The sequence below is a fragment of the Erythrobacter sp. WG genome (assembly GCF_026586795.1).
GTDB lineage: Bacteria > Pseudomonadota > Alphaproteobacteria > Sphingomonadales > Sphingomonadaceae > Erythrobacter.
In genome coordinates, this window is sequence record NZ_JAPFGY010000006.1 from 1 (window position 1) to 13,199 (window position 13,199).

The following is a 13,199-nucleotide window of genomic DNA, read 5'->3' on the forward strand; positions in this document are numbered from 1 at the left end:
CCGCGGCGCTGCGCGATGCGCGCGCGCAGCGCGCTGCGGCAGTCCTGCGACAGGGCGCCCCGCTGCTCGGCGAGGCAGGTGCGAAGCCCCTCGCGGCCCGCCGCGCCGCACAGCCTGACCAGCTCGGCCCGGCACGCCGGCGACAGGCGCTCGCCCCCCGGCCCCTCGCCGCCGCGCCCCTGCCGGGCGAGGATCGGCGCGGTCAGCAGCGCGAGCGCGCCCACGGCGATCACGGTTCTGGCGGCGGTGATGGTCATGCGGATTGCCCTCCCTCGATCCTCGTCATTCTGCGCCCGCGAAGCTTGCCGACAGGTGAATTGCCCCGCCGCCCCGCCAGCCCGCTTGCCCTCGCCAGCCCGAGCGCCTAGGCGCCTGCCCGGTTCGTCCGCTCGAATGCAAGGAAGCACATGGCCAACGTCACCGTGATCGGCGCCCAGTGGGGCGATGAGGGCAAGGGCAAGATCGTCGACTGGCTGGCGAGCCGGGCTGACGCCGTGGTCCGCTTCCAGGGCGGGCACAATGCCGGCCACACGCTGGTGATCGACGGCAAGACCTACAAGCTCAGCCTGCTGCCTTCCGGCATCGTTTCCGGCACGCTCTCAGTGATCGGCAACGGCGTGGTGCTCGATCCCTGGGCGCTGCGCGATGAAGTGGCGAAGATCGAGGGGCAGGGCGTCAGCGTCACCGACGAGAACCTCGCCATCGCCGACAATTGCCCGCTGATCCTGCCGCTCCACCGCGATCTCGATGCCTTGCGCGAAACGGCGGCGGGCAAGGGCAAGATCGGCACCACCGGCCGCGGCATCGGCCCGGCCTACGAGGACAAGGTCGGCAGGCGGGCGATCCGGGTGTGCGATCTGGCGCATCTCGACACGCTCGAGCCGCAGCTCGATCGCCTCTGCGCCCACCACGACGCCCTGCGCGCCGGTTTCGGCCAGCCGCCCGTGGACCGCGCGGCGCTGCTCGAGGAACTGCGCGCAATAGCCCCCTTCGTGCTGCGCTTCGCCCAGCCGGTCTGGAAGCGCCTCAAGAAGGTGCGGCGCGCGGGCGCGAAAATCCTGTTCGAGGGCGCGCAGGGCGTGCTGCTCGATGTCGACCACGGCACCTATCCCTTCGTCACCTCGTCCAACACCGTCAGCGGCACCGCCGCGAGCGGCTCCGGCCTCGGCCCCAATTCGACCGGCTTCGTGCTCGGCATCGTCAAGGCCTACACCACCCGCGTCGGCTCCGGCCCCTTCCCGACCGAGCTGGAGGACGAGATCGGCCAAAGGCTCGGCGAACGCGGGCATGAGTTCGGCACCGTCACCGGGCGCAAGCGCCGCGTCGGCTGGTTCGACGCGGTGCTGGTCCGCCAGTCCTGCGCCATCTCCGGCGTCACCGGCATCGCATTGACCAAGATCGACGTGCTCGACGGGCTGGAAAAGGTCGCGATCTGCACCGGCTACCGCTTGCGCGGCAAGGTCTACGACTACCTGCCCAGCCACGCCGCCGATCAGGCCGGGTGCGAGCCGATCTACGAGGAAATGCCCGGCTGGCACGAAAGCACCGCCGGGGCGCGTTCCTACGCCGATCTCCCTGCCAACGCGATCAAGTACATCCAGCGCATCCAGGAGCTGATCGAGTGCCCGGTCGCGCTGGTCTCGACCTCGCCGGAGCGGGACGACACGATCCTCATGCGCGATCCCTTCGTCGACTGAGGAGCGAGCGATATGCAGATCGCCTTCCTGCCCTTCGCCGACATGACCCAGCTCGACATGACCGGCCCCGCGCAGTTCCTCGCGCGGCTGCCGGGGGCGAGCGTGCATTATGTCGCGGGGAGCCTCGATCCGCTCCCGACCGACGCCGGGTTCTCCATCGTCCCCACCGCCACCTATGCCGACATCCCCGCGCCCGATATCGTCTGCGTACCGGGCGGGATCGGGGTTGCCTCAGTGATGAACGACGACGCGGCCATGGCCTGGCTGGCCCAGGCCGGCAGCACCGCCACCTGGGTCACCAGCGTGTGCACCGGGGCGCTGATCCTCGGCGCGGCGGGGCTGCTCAAGGGCTACCGGGCGACCACCCATTGGGCCTGGCACCACCACCTCGCGCGCTTCGGAGCCGAGCCGGTCCACGCCCGCACCGTGGTCGACCGCAACCGCGTGACCGGTGGCGGCGTCACCGCGGGAATCGATTTCGCGCTGACCCTGATCGCCGCGGTCGCGGGCGAGGACGTCGCCAGGGCGATCCAGCTCGGCTTCGAGTATGACCCCGCGCCGCCCTTCGACGCGGGCTCGCCCGAGAAAGCCGGGGCCGATCTGGTCGCGCGCTACGCCGCCGCCAGTGCCAAGCGCGCGCCGGGCCGCGAGGAGGAACTGATCGCGGCGGCCGAGCGGCTGGGCTTTGCCGGGTGATCTCCCGGCGCCCGCGCGTCCCCCGCAGAGACACGGGGTCGCCGCTGCATTGATCGATTAACCCGGGCCGGCCTATGCTCGCCCGCGTGAAGCCCCGCATCCTCCTCGCCTGCCTGCTGCTCGGCGCCTGCGCCGCGCCCGCGCCCGAGATCGCGCGCACGCCTGCGCCTGCACCCCCGCTGCTCGGCCGGGAGGCGGCCCGGATCATGCCCGGCGCGCGCCCCGCCACCATCGACTATCTCATCGTCGACAAGTCCGAGCGGCTGATGGTTGCCTATGCCGGCGGCCAGCCGGTGCGCGCCTGGCGCGGCCTCCAGTTCGGCGACCAGCCGCAGGGCCACAAGCGCTTCGAGGGCGACGAGCGCACGCCCGAGGGGCGCTACACGATCGAGGGCCGCAATCCGCAGAGCGCCTATCACCTCAGCCTCAAGGTCAGCTACCCCAATGCCGAGGATCGCGCCTTCGCGAGGAGCCACGGCCGCTCGCCGGGGGGCAACATCTTCCTCCACGGGCAGCCCAACGGCTGGCCCGCAGGCCGGGTGCCGGGCGACTGGACCGACGGCTGCATCGCGCTTGCCAACGCGGAAATCGAGGAGCTCTGGCGCCTCGTCCCTGATGGGACGGTGATCGAGATCAGGCCCTGATCCTACCCGAACCGGGGCGGGGGACCACCCGCAGGGTGGTGAGGCTGTTAGATGACACGAGGTTCTAGAGTGGCGGCGAGCGGGATTTTCCGGGATTGCTCGGGGCTCCGCGGGGCAAAAGGCCCGGAAATCCGCCACTCTTGCTGCGGGGCTCCAAAAATTGGCGTTTGCGCGCTGTGTCTAGAGTCCCGGGCCATTTAGACGACGGATTGCCGCGATCGGCTGGAGTGGCCGTTTCTCAGAAGTGGGCCTCTGAAATCCGCAGAAGCCCTGAAATCCGCCGCTTTCGTGCTTCTCAGAGCCGTTTGAGCCTACCGCAAGATGCCTCTGAGGCATCGGCGAAGTGGGGCAGAAGTGGGCGCCGAGGACGAGCATATCGGCGAATGCGAAAAATGCCCGCTTTGCGCGATTTTCGCCCGATGGCGCACTGATCAGCTAGATGGTGAACTGGGCGGGAATCTTAGTCGAAGTCGAACGACCAGGTCCAGTTGCAGGGACACCATTCGCGGTTGCAGCCTGGGAGCGGGAGGGACCATTTGCCGGAGAGGTTGACCTTGGCACCATCGCGCTCGCTCGCTTGGCTGCATACACAGCCTCGCGGCGCCCAAAACATCAGGCCGGTTGCGCCGTGTATCTCCTTCAGATCGAACTCCTCACGCCTCAGGTTGAAGTGAGCGCGATTGGTGGTCGCCTTCTGAGCATGATCTGGATCAGCCGCCCCTTTGTCGCTCAGCAGCGGCCCGATATCTGAAGAGCGGAACATCGTCGAGGACAGGCCGCGCGGCCACTGCTCGCGATACATCTCGAGCAGCTGGTCGAGCGCATCCATGCGGAAGTAGCCGAGCGACCTGATCGCCTCTGCAAGGTGCAACCTGAAGCGATCAGGCATCTGACCATGGATGATGAAGCTTGCCATCAAGTACCGAGGATCAGTTCCAGCGCCTCCACCTGCGCATCGACAGCGGCGCGCTTGCCGCAGCGTGTCTCGAGGTCGAACAGGGTCTGCCCGGCTTCCATAACTGCAGTATCGGTCTTCTCAGCTATGAACCTGTCGAACTCGGGCCGATCCACCGCATTCTTTAGCTGCTGGTCTGCCAGGGAACCCTGGGCGAAAGCCAGATAGTCAGCTTTCAGGCTCCGGCAGACCCGCCATTCGTTGGCGAAATAGCCGGCTGTTCCGACGGCGAGGACGCTGGCAACGCCAGCGGCGATGATCCCAGGCTTGGCCACGACCTCAGAGCCTCCGTACGACCGCGATCACACGCCCTATCACGTGCAGCTCGCCATCGACAGCGGTCTGCGGCCGCACCAACTGGTTGTCGCTGTGGAGTTCGACGACGCCACTGGGCAGCTGACGAAGGCGTTTGATCATGCCGATCTCGCCATGCGTGACGGCCCAGATCCCGTCATCCATGCGCGGCGTATTCTGTGATCGATCGATCAGCACGATCTCGCCCGAACGGATCGTCGGCTCCATGCTGTCGCCGTCGCCGATTGCCCAGAACAGGTGTTTGGGGGAAGTGCTGGTGATCGAGCGCAGCCATTCGCGCGAGAACGGGCGGCGCTCGACCTCGATAGGCCCATCGGCGAAGGTTCCGCCCATGCCATAGCGAAGGTCGATCTGGTCGAGCTCGACCGTGTCGCCGTTACTGGCGCGGTTCTCGAGCATGTACTCGGGGTGCTTGAAGGGCTGCTGCTTTTCAGCCGCCCTGGGCAGCGGCCAGCCCGCGAAATCGGGATAGGCGGCGCGCAGTTTCTCGACCGTGCTGAGGCTCAGCCTCGTGGTCGCGGTGCCGTTGAAATGGCGGTTGATCGTCGAAGCGGCCAGGCCGGCTGCGCGTGCCACTTCGGCCGATGTCTTACCCGAGAAGCGCACCAGCGCCCGGATCAGCTCGGCGTCCTGATCGAGTCCCTCCATGTGCAGGCGCTACCAAACCGCCGTTAGCAATCTAAATTGCAAAAATGCTATTGCGGGCGCGCATTATTGCTAATAATGCTATGCGCCTATGGACCAGCAATCTGTCATCGCGGACATCGAGCGGCGCGCCAAAGCAGCCCGCGTCCCCCTCGCGCGCCTCTGCCGCCAGGCGGGCATCCATCCAGTCACCTTCTTCAAGTGGAGAAAGGGGCCGAAGAACCCCGATCCGGTCGGTGCGAACTTTCATTCGATCGAGGCGCTCTACCGTGAGCTCGACAAGATCGATGCCGAGGACGCGAAGCGTCTGGCTGGCCGCGGGAAGGCGGTGGCGGCATGAGCCTGCTCGAGCTGACCGATATCGGCTTCGCCGATCGCGCGCTGATCCGGCCGCTTGTGCGGCGGATCGCGCTGAAGAGTGCGATCGCGGACGTTCGCACATCAATCGAGGCACTTGCGGACCTCCTCCACGAGGAGCGCGAGCCGCTGTGCAGCGACGATGCGGCCCTGCGCGAGCAGGGCGTCCCCCTGCCCTGCGGCGATGAGCAGTGCGGCCTCTGTGGCGGCGCGATCGGTCTGCGCGAAAGCCACGCATTGCGCGAGCACGAGCTGCTGGAGGGCGTAGACCTGGTCGCGCAACTGATCGAGCGAATTGAGATCGGCGTGAGGCATGGGCTGTTCTCCTCTGCTAGTGACGCCGAGGCTAGCCGGGCTGCGGCCCCAGCGCATCGTCTAAGTCGAGGCGCGAAATGAGCGGTCGGGCGACGAAGCGTCCGATGCTGGCGCAGGCGCAGCTGCTCGAGCTGGCGCCGGAGCATGTGCTGATCCCCGAGCGGATCGGCTTCCTCCACGAGGACAAGGCAGCGGCGCTCGGCCGGCTGATGGCGGTCGATGGCCAGCGGGATCCGATCAAGGTCACGCGCAACCTGCCGTCTAAGCTCATCCAGGACGTGCTCGCCGAGGGCAAGCAGCCGTGGAAGCTGGTTACCGGCATGCACCGGCTCACCGGCGCGATGATGGAGGGCATCACCGTCTTCGCGATCGAGGTCAGCGGCAAGGCCGAGGACCTCGCGGATCTCGAGGCGTCCGAGAACCTGCACCGCCGCCCGCTCGGCCCGATCGAGCGCGCCAAGTTCACGGCCGCGCTGGTGACGGCCGCGCAGGAGCGGATCGCGCGCGAGCATGGGAACCTCTCGCAGCACCAGCTGGCGATCAAGGCCCGCTGGGACCGGGTCAAGCATGGTGAGGAAGCTGCTGAGCAGGCGCTCCAGCAAGAGACGATCGATACGGCGGACACGATGTCCGCCGTATATGGCTGGCAGGAATCGGTGGCCGACGCGCTTGGCCTCGACCAGCGGACGATCCGCCGTGATCTGACCCTTTATCGTCTCATCATCCAGCCTTTCCCCGATCTTGCCGAGGCGCTCGCGAAGCACCCGGTGGTGGGGGAGAACGGCAGCCAGCTGAAGGCGATCGCGCAGGTGAAGGACGAGGGTGTTCGCCTGAAAGTGATCGAGGCGCTTCTCGCCGACCATGAGATCGGCGTCGAGGATGCCAAGATTGCGGCGGGGCTCGAGGGCTTTCGCCCCGATGCCACCCCGGTTGCCCACCAGAAGCACATGGATGCGGTGACGAACAACTGGAAGCGCCTCTCGGTGCCCCAGCAGCGGCAGTTCCTGCCCAAGTTCGTTGCCCTGCTGACCCCAGAGATGAAGCGGACGCTGCGCGACCAGCTGATCGAGGAGCTTGGCGAGTGAGGGGCGAAATCTCCACCGGCCGGCACGCGAAGCGCCACCCGCTCGACTGGTATGTCGACGAGCACTGGTGCGCCGAGCAACTCGCGCTCGCGCTCGACGATTTCGCGCTCGAGCGCGCCGAAGGGCTGGCGATCTGGGACCCTTGCTGCGGCATGGGCAACACGCTGCTGCCGGCGTTCTGGCGTATGGTGCCGGTGATCGGCTCCGACCTCGTCGACAACCTCGCCAAAGGCAACTTCCTGCCCGGCGATGGCGGCGCGTTCTACTTCGAGACCCGCGATTTTCTCGAGACGGAGACCGCGCCGGTCGCCTGCAGCTTCGTCTTCAACCCGCCTTACAGCTACCGCAAAGGCATCCTGGAGGCGTTCGTGCGCCGCGCGCTGGCGCTCACCTCGCGCCGCGTCTGCATACTCGTACCGAGCAAGTGGCTCGCCTCGCAGGCCCGCTTCCAGCTCTTCACCGAACACCCCCCGCAGGCGGTGCTGCACCTCTGCCAGCGCCCCTCGATGCCGCCGGGCGACCGCATCGCCGCGATGGGCAAGCGCGCCTTCTCGGGCGGGATGGTCGATTACTGCTGGATCGTCTGGGATGTGAAGCGCCCGACGAAGCCCGGCCAGACGCGCACGATCTGGCTGCCGCCGCTCCACCGCAATGCGGAAATCCTGTCGCTCGAGGAGGCCCTCTGATGTGGGACGATGATGGCGAGCCCGATCCGCGGGGCAGCTTCCTTGAGATCGCCGCAGCGCTGGCACTGGCGGCGCTGGTCGCGCCGGGCCTGATCTGGTGGGCGGCGACGATCATCACGATCATGCGCGATGCCTGGGAGGCGTTCCGGTGAAGCCGCGGCTCCCCACCGAGGAAGCGATCGCGCGCGAGATGCGCGAGGCCGGGCTCGACCGGTTCCCTGCGATCCGCCGCATCCAGCAGCGCGAGCAGCTGCGCGCCCAGCTGGGCCAGAGAACAAGGGGCGCGGTGCGATGAGCGCATTCCCGCAGCAGAAGGACGATGCCCTTCGTTTCATTACTGGCTTTGAGCTGAAGCACGGGCGCGCGCCCTCGATCGCCGACTTGGCGGATGGGCAGTTCGCCGGGAGCGAAGCGGAAGCCGAGTATGTGGTCCGCTCGCTTGTCGCCGAAGGTCGCGTCCGGCGCGGCATCATGCGCAACCGCAAGCTGCAGGCGTTGCAACCCATCGCGATCCCGCGGGCGCCCGATGGCGAGCCGCTTCACTTCGTCAGGGTGGAGGGCACCGCGGCATGATGACCCTCACGCCCCGCCAGCAGGACGCGCTGCGCTTCATCGCCGGCTATCGCGAGATGAACGGCATCGCGCCCGCGCTGCGCGAGATCGCCACCGCGATCGGCACCACGATCTTCACGGCTGACTGGCTGGTCCGCTCGCTCGAGGAGCGCGGTGCGATCGCCCGCGACGACACCCGCAAGCGCGGGATCACCGTGCTGGAGCCGATCGCGATTCCCCGCGCTCCGGACGGCGCGCCGCTGCACTTCATCCGCATCGGGGAGCGCGTCTGATGGCCTATCAAGCCCCGCATAACGAGTGGAACGAGCTCGACGCTGCGATGCGTAGCGAGGCCGAGCTGCGCCGCGTCATGACCGAGGGTCCGGGGAGGGTCACCAACCGCGAGCTGGAGCTGGCGCGGCGCGATGCGATGAAGGCGATGGTGGTCGGCCTGCCCGATCCGCGCGACGTCGCCGCCACACTGGAGACTGCCGATCCCGAAGCCGCCGAGGTGCTTCGCCAGGCGTGGATCAGCAACAAGCAGCCCTACGCCGGCACCTGGCGGGTGGCCGACTGCGCCAGCACGCCGGTGCTGCGCGCGATGGGGCTCGTCGGGTGGATCGGCAAGGAGCCGCACATGGGCTGCGCGGTCGGCGGCTTCGGCCTGCTCGTTCGCAAGGTGATGCTCTTCGACGTCAGCAGCCGGGAAGGGGATGCATGATGCCGCGTTTCGCCAGCAAGGCCGAATACTACCGCCACCACCGCAAGGTCTTTCTGCTCGCGCTCGAGCTGGGCGTCACGCCGATCGAGGCCGAGGCGCGGATGAAGGCCGTCCAGGTGCGCGAGGAACACCGCGCGAAGATGGCGCGCGGTCGCCTGCGCCGCTCGGCCCTGCCGCCACTGAGCCTGACCGGCGAGCCCGTGCGCGAGCCGAGCTTCACCGACTTCGACGCTCGCTGGATGATGAGGAACTGAGCGGTGAGCGTCTGGAGAGCCCGCGCGCAGCAGCGCATCGCCGAACTGACCGCAAGCCTACCGGCCGATGCTACCCTCGAGCAGCGCCGCAAGGCCATCTGGGGTAAGGGCTGGGAAGCGCATCAGGGCACTGTCTGGGGCCGCAAGATGTGGGGGCAGGAGGTGCGCGCCTATCTCGCCCGGCATGGCGCCCAGTTCGGCCCCAGCAAGGCCGAGCTTGCCTTCCAGTTCCCGGATCACGTTCACTTCCCCTTCCGGGAGGGCGGCCATGCCTGAGGTCTTCCTCACCCGCCACGCAATCCAGCGCTACCGCGAGCGTGTCGCCGACGTGCCCGCGGCCGAGATCTGGCGCGCGATCGATTGCGCGGCGGTGCGGACCGCGATCGAGTTCGGCGCGCGCTTCGTCCGGCTCGCCGGGGGGCAGCGCCTGGTGCTCGAGCAGAACCGCGTCGTCACCGTGCTGCCGAAGGATCACTTCACCAGCGCGCTCGACCGGGCGCGCGACCACCTTCACGGCGAAGGAGGACCCGATGCCTAAGTCCAAGCCGATCGGCCAGCTCGGCTTCGACTTCACCGTGCCGGCACCCAAGACCGGCGTCGCCGGCCTCGCGGGCCTCGAGAAGCGCGTCAACGCGATGATCGGCACCGCGCTCGCCTGCGCGGCCTGCGCCGGGGAATCGCGAGAGGTGATCGCGGCGAAGATGAGCGAGGTGCTCGACGAGCCGATCAGCCGCGCCATGCTCGATGCCTACGCCAGCCCGGCCCGCACCGAGCACAAGGTGCCGATGTCGCGCGCCCTGGCGCTGCTGCTGGTCACCGACCGGCAGGACCTGCTCGGCCCGCTGCTCGGCGAGATCGGCGCCGCGGTGCTGATCGGCGAGGAAGTGAAGACGGCCCGGATCGGCCACCTCGAGCAGCTCAAGAAGCGCATCGAGGCCGAGATGCGCGCGCTCAAGGCCGAAGCGCCGGAAATCAGGGAGGGCGGGGAGTGATCCCGAGCGAAGCCGACACGTGGTTCACCGCGGCCGAGCTGGCCGATCTGGCGCTGCCCGGGCTGCCGGCCGACAAGCGCGGGATCAACCGTCGCGCCGATGCCGAGCGCTGGCACTCGCGCCTCGGCCCGGACAACCGCTTGCTGGTGCGCACCCGCAAGGGCCGCGGCGGCGGGGTCGAGTTCCATGCCAGCCTGCTCCCGGGCGAGGCGCGGATCGAGCTGGCACGGCGCGGCATGATCCGCACCGCGCCCGCGGAACCCGCCACGCAGAGCACCGCCTGGAGCTGGTACGATTCGCAGAGCGCGGGCGTGAAGGCCGAGGCGGAGCGCCGCCTCGAAGTCGTTGCCGAGATCCAGTTGCTGACTGAAGCGGGCACCACCAAGTCCGCGGCGGTCGCTGCCGCCTCGGCGAGCCACGCGGTCGGCCAGGCGACGGTCTGGAACTGGCTGCGCCTCATCGACGGGCTGCCGCGCGCCGACTGGCTGCCCGCGCTCGCTCCGCGCCGCAAGGGCGGCGGGGCCGAGGCCGAAATCCACCCCGATCTGTGGGAGGCCTTCAAGTCCGATTATCTGCGCAACGCGAAGCCTACCCTCACCAACGTCTATCGCCGGACGGCCAAGATCGCTGCCGCAAACGGCCTCTCAATGCCGTCTGAGCGGACCTTCAGACGCCGCCTGGAGCGCGAGATCCCGGCAGAGGTGCTGGTGCTGCGCCGCGAGGGGGCCGAGGCGTTGCGCCGCGCGGTCCCGGCCAATCGCCGCACCGTCGCCGAGCTGCAGGCGATGGAGTGGGTCAACATCGACGGGCACAAGTTCGATGTCTTCGCCCGCACGCCCGATGGCCGCATCGTCCGCCCGATGATGGTGGCGATCCAGGACGTCTACAGCCGGAAGATCCTCGCCCACCGGATCGGCACCGAGGAAAGCGCGGTGCTGACCCGGCTCGCCTTCGCCGATCTGTTCCGCGACTGGGGCATTCCCGGCCATGTCGTGCTCGACAACGGGCGGGCCTTCGCCAGCAAGTGGATCACCGGCGGCAGCAAGACCCGCTTCCGCTTCAAGATCCGCGACGAGGAGCCGATGGGCCTGCTGCCCGGACTGGGCGTGAAGACGCACTTCACGATCCCTTACCGCGGCCAGTCGAAGCCGATCGAGCGCGCCTTCCGCGACTTGTGCGATTCGATTGCCAAGCATCCGGCCTTCGAGGGCGCCTACACCGGCAACAGCCCGATGGCGAAGCCGGAGAACTACGGCTCGCGCGCGGTCGAGTGGGACCGCTTCTGCGCGGTGGTGGCCGAGGGTATCGCTGATCACAACGCCCAGACCGGGCGCCGCACCGAGACCGCGAAGGGCCGCAGCTTCGACGAGGTCTTCGCGGAGAGCTATGCCGTCGCGCCGATCCAGAAGGTGGTCGATCCGGCGGTGCTGCGCATGGCGCTGCTCGCCGCCGACCAGAAGCTTGTGGGCCGCCAGACCGGCGTCCTCGAGCTGGAGGGCAACCGTTACTGGCACCCGCAGATGTTCGCGCTGCGTGGGCAGAGGGTGACGGTGCGCTTCGATCCCGACAACCTGCACAGCTCGGTCCACCTCTACGATACGCAAGGCCACTACCTGATGGAGGCCGAGCTGCTCGCCGACGAGGGCTTCGCCACCACCGCCGGGGCGAAGGAGACGGCCAAGCGCGCTGCCAACGTCAAGCGCCGCGCCAAGGAGCTGGAGGCGGCCGAGCGGCTGCTGTCGCCCGACCAGGTGGCCGCGCTCCAGGCGCGCCCGATCCCGGAGATCAAGCCCGAGCCCGGTGTCGTCCGCCCGGTCCGCCACGCCGCCGCCACCGCGCAGGCGGCTGCCACCAAGTCCGCCGCCTCGGCCGGTGAGGGTTCGCCCCTTTCGGTGCTCGAGCGGCAGCGCCTCGGCCGCCTGAAGCTCGCGGCCGCCAACAACTGACCCGAACAGGAGGAACAGGGAACGATGATCAACGTGAAGGACCTGCCGGTCGACGTCGTCGAGATGCGGCTATGGCTCAACGGCTATCGCGAGCTGAGCGAGCCGCCGATGCCATGGAGCCAGCTTGCCCGCGAGACCGGGATCCCGCAGGGCACGCTCACCACCTTCGCCGCCGGCACCTATGCCGCAAAGGATGGCGGCAGCAACGTCGCGCGCAAGGTGTTCCAGTTCAAGCAGTCGGTCGAGGCGCAGGCGATGCGCCAGGACAAGCTGCCGGTGAACCCGGGCTACTTCGACACACGCACCAGCCTTCGGATGATGGAGCTGCTCGAGATCGCCCATTCGGGCCGGATGACGCTGATCGGCACCGGGCCGGGGACCGGCAAGACCATGACGATCGACGAGTATGCCGAGCGCACTGGGCCGGTCTGGAAGGCGACCATGAAGCCCTCCAGCAACAGCCTCCATTCGATGATCCGCGAGGTCCAGAAGGCGCTCGGGGTCGAACCGCGGCGCCTCTCCACCGCCGATGCCTCGGCGCTGGTGGTCACCCGAATGACCGGACGCAAGGGCGTCCTGGTGGTGGACGAGGCCAACTGGCTCAGCCTCGAGGCGATCGAGGAGCTGCGCTACTGGCACGACGAGACCGGCGTCGGCATCTGCTTCCTTGGCAACGAAGAGCTGGTGCAGCGGATCAAGACCGGGCCGAAGCGCGACCAGCTCGCGCGGCTCCAGTCGCGCATCGCCAACATGCACGTGCAGCGCACGCCCGAACCCGAGGACGTGACCGCCTTCTGCGACCACTGGGGCATCGATCAGCCCGACATCCGCCGCTACCTCGTCACCATTGCCACCACGCCCGACAGCGGGGGCCTGCGCGAATGCAAGCAGCTGGTCGAGGCGGCCTCGATGCTCGCCGCGGCTGACGATCGCGGCCTGTCGATCGGCGATCTGCGCGACGCCCAGAGCGAGCGCGCCACCCGGTGGATCCGCGCATGAGCGGGGCGGCCGAACGCCCGGCGCCGATGACGCTCAGCGAGCTGATCGAAGCGGCGTGGGATCACTACGAGCGCGGGCAGCTCATGAGCGCGGCGCGCTGCCTGCGGGCCGCCGCGGATCGTCTCGAGGAGCGGGGCCGGGAGAAGACGGTCGCGATCGAGACGCTGATCGCCGCGAGCGGGCTGCAATGACCGGCTTCCTCGCCCTGTGCCGCTTCGTCGCGCGCCAGAACGATGCCGTGAACGGCGCCGGGGCCTCGCGCGCCGACAGCCTCGCCGCCGTCTTCGGCCTGACCTTCCTCGCGATCCTCGCCGTCGGGATCGCGGCCATCGGAGATTGA

23 protein-coding genes and 1 pseudogene are annotated in these 13,199 nt (G+C 68.6%); 20 read left to right on the forward strand and 4 right to left on the reverse strand.

The genetic code is table 11. From position 1 onward, the window contains the following. Positions 1–257, reverse strand: a pseudogene (locus OPU67_RS04385) (alpha/beta hydrolase); the annotation flags it as partial. Positions 258–407: 150 nt separating this feature from the next. Here OPU67_RS04385 and OPU67_RS04390 point away from each other — a divergent pair. From OPU67_RS04390 to OPU67_RS04400, 3 genes are all read left to right on the forward strand, one after another. Then, complete coding sequence (locus OPU67_RS04390; protein WP_267617857.1) at positions 408–1,697, forward strand: adenylosuccinate synthase; 1,290 nt, start codon at positions 408–410, stop codon at positions 1,695–1,697. 12 nt (positions 1,698–1,709) lie between these two features. After that, a complete protein-coding gene (locus OPU67_RS04395) occupies positions 1,710–2,393 on the forward strand; it encodes a DJ-1/PfpI family protein (RefSeq protein WP_267617859.1) in 684 nt (227 codons plus the stop codon). Between the two features lie 86 nt (positions 2,394–2,479). Continuing rightward, complete coding sequence (locus OPU67_RS04400; protein ID WP_267617860.1) at positions 2,480–3,037, forward strand: L,D-transpeptidase family protein; 558 nt, start codon at positions 2,480–2,482, stop codon at positions 3,035–3,037. A 460-nt stretch (positions 3,038–3,497) separates the two neighbouring features. Here OPU67_RS04400 and OPU67_RS04405 read toward each other — a convergent pair whose 3' ends face one another. Genes OPU67_RS04405 through OPU67_RS04415 form a run of 3 tightly spaced genes read right to left on the reverse strand, consistent with a single transcriptional unit; the run spans position 3,498 to position 4,955 of the window. Next, positions 3,498–3,953: a hypothetical protein gene (locus OPU67_RS04405; protein ID WP_267617861.1), complete on the reverse strand. Its 456-nt coding sequence runs from the start codon at positions 3,951–3,953 to the stop codon at positions 3,498–3,500. Beyond that, complete coding sequence (locus tag OPU67_RS04410) at positions 3,953–4,267, reverse strand: hypothetical protein (protein WP_267617862.1); 315 nt, start codon at positions 4,265–4,267, stop codon at positions 3,953–3,955. Before OPU67_RS04410 ends, OPU67_RS04405 begins: the two co-directional genes overlap by 1 nt. 4 nt (positions 4,268–4,271) lie before the next feature. Continuing rightward, positions 4,272–4,955, reverse strand: coding sequence for a LexA family transcriptional regulator (locus OPU67_RS04415; RefSeq protein WP_267617863.1), 684 nt, complete (start codon positions 4,953–4,955; stop codon positions 4,272–4,274). An 88-nt stretch (positions 4,956–5,043) separates the two neighbouring features. On the opposite strand from OPU67_RS04415, the gene OPU67_RS04420 reads away from it, so the two are divergent. From OPU67_RS04420 to OPU67_RS04500, 17 genes are read left to right on the forward strand one after another with little or no spacing between them, the layout of a single operon-like run. Then, positions 5,044–5,292: a hypothetical protein gene (locus OPU67_RS04420; RefSeq protein WP_267617864.1), complete on the forward strand. Its 249-nt coding sequence runs from the start codon at positions 5,044–5,046 to the stop codon at positions 5,290–5,292. Then, entirely contained in the window at positions 5,289–5,705 is a 417-nt protein-coding gene (locus tag OPU67_RS04425) for a hypothetical protein (protein WP_267617865.1), read from the forward strand. The genes OPU67_RS04420 and OPU67_RS04425 overlap by 4 nt, the downstream gene beginning before the upstream one ends. Next, positions 5,702–6,709, forward strand: a complete 1,008-nt coding sequence (locus OPU67_RS04430) for a hypothetical protein (RefSeq protein ID WP_267617866.1) — start codon at positions 5,702–5,704, stop codon at positions 6,707–6,709. The genes OPU67_RS04425 and OPU67_RS04430 overlap by 4 nt, the downstream gene beginning before the upstream one ends. Next, positions 6,706–7,395 (forward strand): hypothetical protein, encoded by a 690-nt coding sequence (locus OPU67_RS04435; RefSeq protein ID WP_267617867.1) that lies wholly within the window; start codon positions 6,706–6,708, stop codon positions 7,393–7,395. The genes OPU67_RS04430 and OPU67_RS04435 overlap by 4 nt, the downstream gene beginning before the upstream one ends. Beyond that, positions 7,395–7,547 carry a hypothetical protein gene (locus OPU67_RS04440; RefSeq protein ID WP_267617868.1) on the forward strand — a complete coding sequence of 51 codons (153 nt, stop codon included), beginning with the start codon at positions 7,395–7,397 and terminating at the stop codon, positions 7,545–7,547. The genes OPU67_RS04435 and OPU67_RS04440 overlap by 1 nt, the downstream gene beginning before the upstream one ends. Then, on the forward strand, positions 7,544–7,690 hold the full coding sequence (locus OPU67_RS04445; RefSeq protein ID WP_267617869.1) for a hypothetical protein: 147 nt from the start codon (positions 7,544–7,546) through the stop codon (positions 7,688–7,690). Before OPU67_RS04440 ends, OPU67_RS04445 begins: the two co-directional genes overlap by 4 nt. Then, positions 7,687–7,968 carry a hypothetical protein gene (locus OPU67_RS04450; RefSeq protein WP_267617871.1) on the forward strand — a complete coding sequence of 94 codons (282 nt, stop codon included), beginning with the start codon at positions 7,687–7,689 and terminating at the stop codon, positions 7,966–7,968. The genes OPU67_RS04445 and OPU67_RS04450 overlap by 4 nt, the downstream gene beginning before the upstream one ends. Continuing rightward, positions 7,965–8,240 carry a LexA family protein gene (locus OPU67_RS04455; protein WP_267617872.1) on the forward strand — a complete coding sequence of 92 codons (276 nt, stop codon included), beginning with the start codon at positions 7,965–7,967 and terminating at the stop codon, positions 8,238–8,240. Before OPU67_RS04450 ends, OPU67_RS04455 begins: the two co-directional genes overlap by 4 nt. Next, a complete protein-coding gene (locus OPU67_RS04460) occupies positions 8,240–8,668 on the forward strand; it encodes a hypothetical protein (RefSeq protein ID WP_267617873.1) in 429 nt (142 codons plus the stop codon). Before OPU67_RS04455 ends, OPU67_RS04460 begins: the two co-directional genes overlap by 1 nt. After that, complete coding sequence (locus OPU67_RS04465) at positions 8,665–8,922, forward strand: hypothetical protein (protein ID WP_267617874.1); 258 nt, start codon at positions 8,665–8,667, stop codon at positions 8,920–8,922. The genes OPU67_RS04460 and OPU67_RS04465 overlap by 4 nt, the downstream gene beginning before the upstream one ends. Before the next feature lie 3 nt (positions 8,923–8,925). Continuing rightward, a complete protein-coding gene (locus OPU67_RS04470) occupies positions 8,926–9,198 on the forward strand; it encodes a hypothetical protein (RefSeq protein WP_267617875.1) in 273 nt (90 codons plus the stop codon). Beyond that, positions 9,191–9,460: a hypothetical protein gene (locus OPU67_RS04475; protein WP_267617876.1), complete on the forward strand. Its 270-nt coding sequence runs from the start codon at positions 9,191–9,193 to the stop codon at positions 9,458–9,460. Before OPU67_RS04470 ends, OPU67_RS04475 begins: the two co-directional genes overlap by 8 nt. Continuing rightward, positions 9,453–9,914 (forward strand): hypothetical protein, encoded by a 462-nt coding sequence (locus OPU67_RS04480; RefSeq protein ID WP_267617877.1) that lies wholly within the window; start codon positions 9,453–9,455, stop codon positions 9,912–9,914. The genes OPU67_RS04475 and OPU67_RS04480 overlap by 8 nt, the downstream gene beginning before the upstream one ends. After that, positions 9,911–11,860 carry a transposase domain-containing protein gene (locus OPU67_RS04485; RefSeq protein ID WP_267617878.1) on the forward strand — a complete coding sequence of 650 codons (1,950 nt, stop codon included), beginning with the start codon at positions 9,911–9,913 and terminating at the stop codon, positions 11,858–11,860. The genes OPU67_RS04480 and OPU67_RS04485 overlap by 4 nt, the downstream gene beginning before the upstream one ends. A 24-nt stretch (positions 11,861–11,884) precedes the next feature. Next, positions 11,885–12,859 carry an AAA family ATPase gene (locus OPU67_RS04490; RefSeq protein ID WP_267617880.1) on the forward strand — a complete coding sequence of 325 codons (975 nt, stop codon included), beginning with the start codon at positions 11,885–11,887 and terminating at the stop codon, positions 12,857–12,859. After that, complete coding sequence (locus tag OPU67_RS04495; protein WP_267617881.1) at positions 12,856–13,050, forward strand: hypothetical protein; 195 nt, start codon at positions 12,856–12,858, stop codon at positions 13,048–13,050. Before OPU67_RS04490 ends, OPU67_RS04495 begins: the two co-directional genes overlap by 4 nt. After that, positions 13,047–13,199 (forward strand): hypothetical protein, encoded by a 153-nt coding sequence (locus OPU67_RS04500; protein WP_267617882.1) that lies wholly within the window; start codon positions 13,047–13,049, stop codon positions 13,197–13,199. The genes OPU67_RS04495 and OPU67_RS04500 overlap by 4 nt, the downstream gene beginning before the upstream one ends.

Excerpts from the sequence above, each read along its gene's own strand:
- OPU67_RS04390 (WP_267617857.1), top strand. The coding sequence starts at position 408 with ATGGCCAACGTCACCGTGATCGGCGCCCAGTGGGGCGATGAGGGCAAG.
- OPU67_RS04395 (WP_267617859.1), top strand. The coding sequence starts at position 1,710 with ATGCAGATCGCCTTCCTGCCCTTCGCCGACATGACCCAGCTCGACATG.
- OPU67_RS04405 (WP_267617861.1), bottom strand. The coding sequence starts at position 3,953 with ATGGCAAGCTTCATCATCCATGGTCAGATGCCTGATCGCTTCAGGTTG.
- OPU67_RS04415 (WP_267617863.1), bottom strand. The coding sequence starts at position 4,955 with ATGGAGGGACTCGATCAGGACGCCGAGCTGATCCGGGCGCTGGTGCGC.
- OPU67_RS04420 (WP_267617864.1), top strand. The coding sequence starts at position 5,044 with ATGGACCAGCAATCTGTCATCGCGGACATCGAGCGGCGCGCCAAAGCA.
- OPU67_RS04425 (WP_267617865.1), top strand. The coding sequence starts at position 5,289 with ATGAGCCTGCTCGAGCTGACCGATATCGGCTTCGCCGATCGCGCGCTG.
- OPU67_RS04430 (WP_267617866.1), top strand. The coding sequence starts at position 5,702 with ATGAGCGGTCGGGCGACGAAGCGTCCGATGCTGGCGCAGGCGCAGCTG.
- OPU67_RS04440 (WP_267617868.1), top strand. The coding sequence starts at position 7,395 with ATGTGGGACGATGATGGCGAGCCCGATCCGCGGGGCAGCTTCCTTGAG.
- OPU67_RS04450 (WP_267617871.1), top strand. The coding sequence starts at position 7,687 with ATGAGCGCATTCCCGCAGCAGAAGGACGATGCCCTTCGTTTCATTACT.
- OPU67_RS04455 (WP_267617872.1), top strand. The coding sequence starts at position 7,965 with ATGATGACCCTCACGCCCCGCCAGCAGGACGCGCTGCGCTTCATCGCC.
- OPU67_RS04460 (WP_267617873.1), top strand. The coding sequence starts at position 8,240 with ATGGCCTATCAAGCCCCGCATAACGAGTGGAACGAGCTCGACGCTGCG.
- OPU67_RS04465 (WP_267617874.1), top strand. The coding sequence starts at position 8,665 with ATGATGCCGCGTTTCGCCAGCAAGGCCGAATACTACCGCCACCACCGC.
- OPU67_RS04475 (WP_267617876.1), top strand. The coding sequence starts at position 9,191 with ATGCCTGAGGTCTTCCTCACCCGCCACGCAATCCAGCGCTACCGCGAG.
- OPU67_RS04480 (WP_267617877.1), top strand. The coding sequence starts at position 9,453 with ATGCCTAAGTCCAAGCCGATCGGCCAGCTCGGCTTCGACTTCACCGTG.
- OPU67_RS04490 (WP_267617880.1), top strand. The coding sequence starts at position 11,885 with ATGATCAACGTGAAGGACCTGCCGGTCGACGTCGTCGAGATGCGGCTA.
- OPU67_RS04495 (WP_267617881.1), top strand. The coding sequence starts at position 12,856 with ATGAGCGGGGCGGCCGAACGCCCGGCGCCGATGACGCTCAGCGAGCTG.
- OPU67_RS04500 (WP_267617882.1), top strand. The coding sequence starts at position 13,047 with ATGACCGGCTTCCTCGCCCTGTGCCGCTTCGTCGCGCGCCAGAACGAT.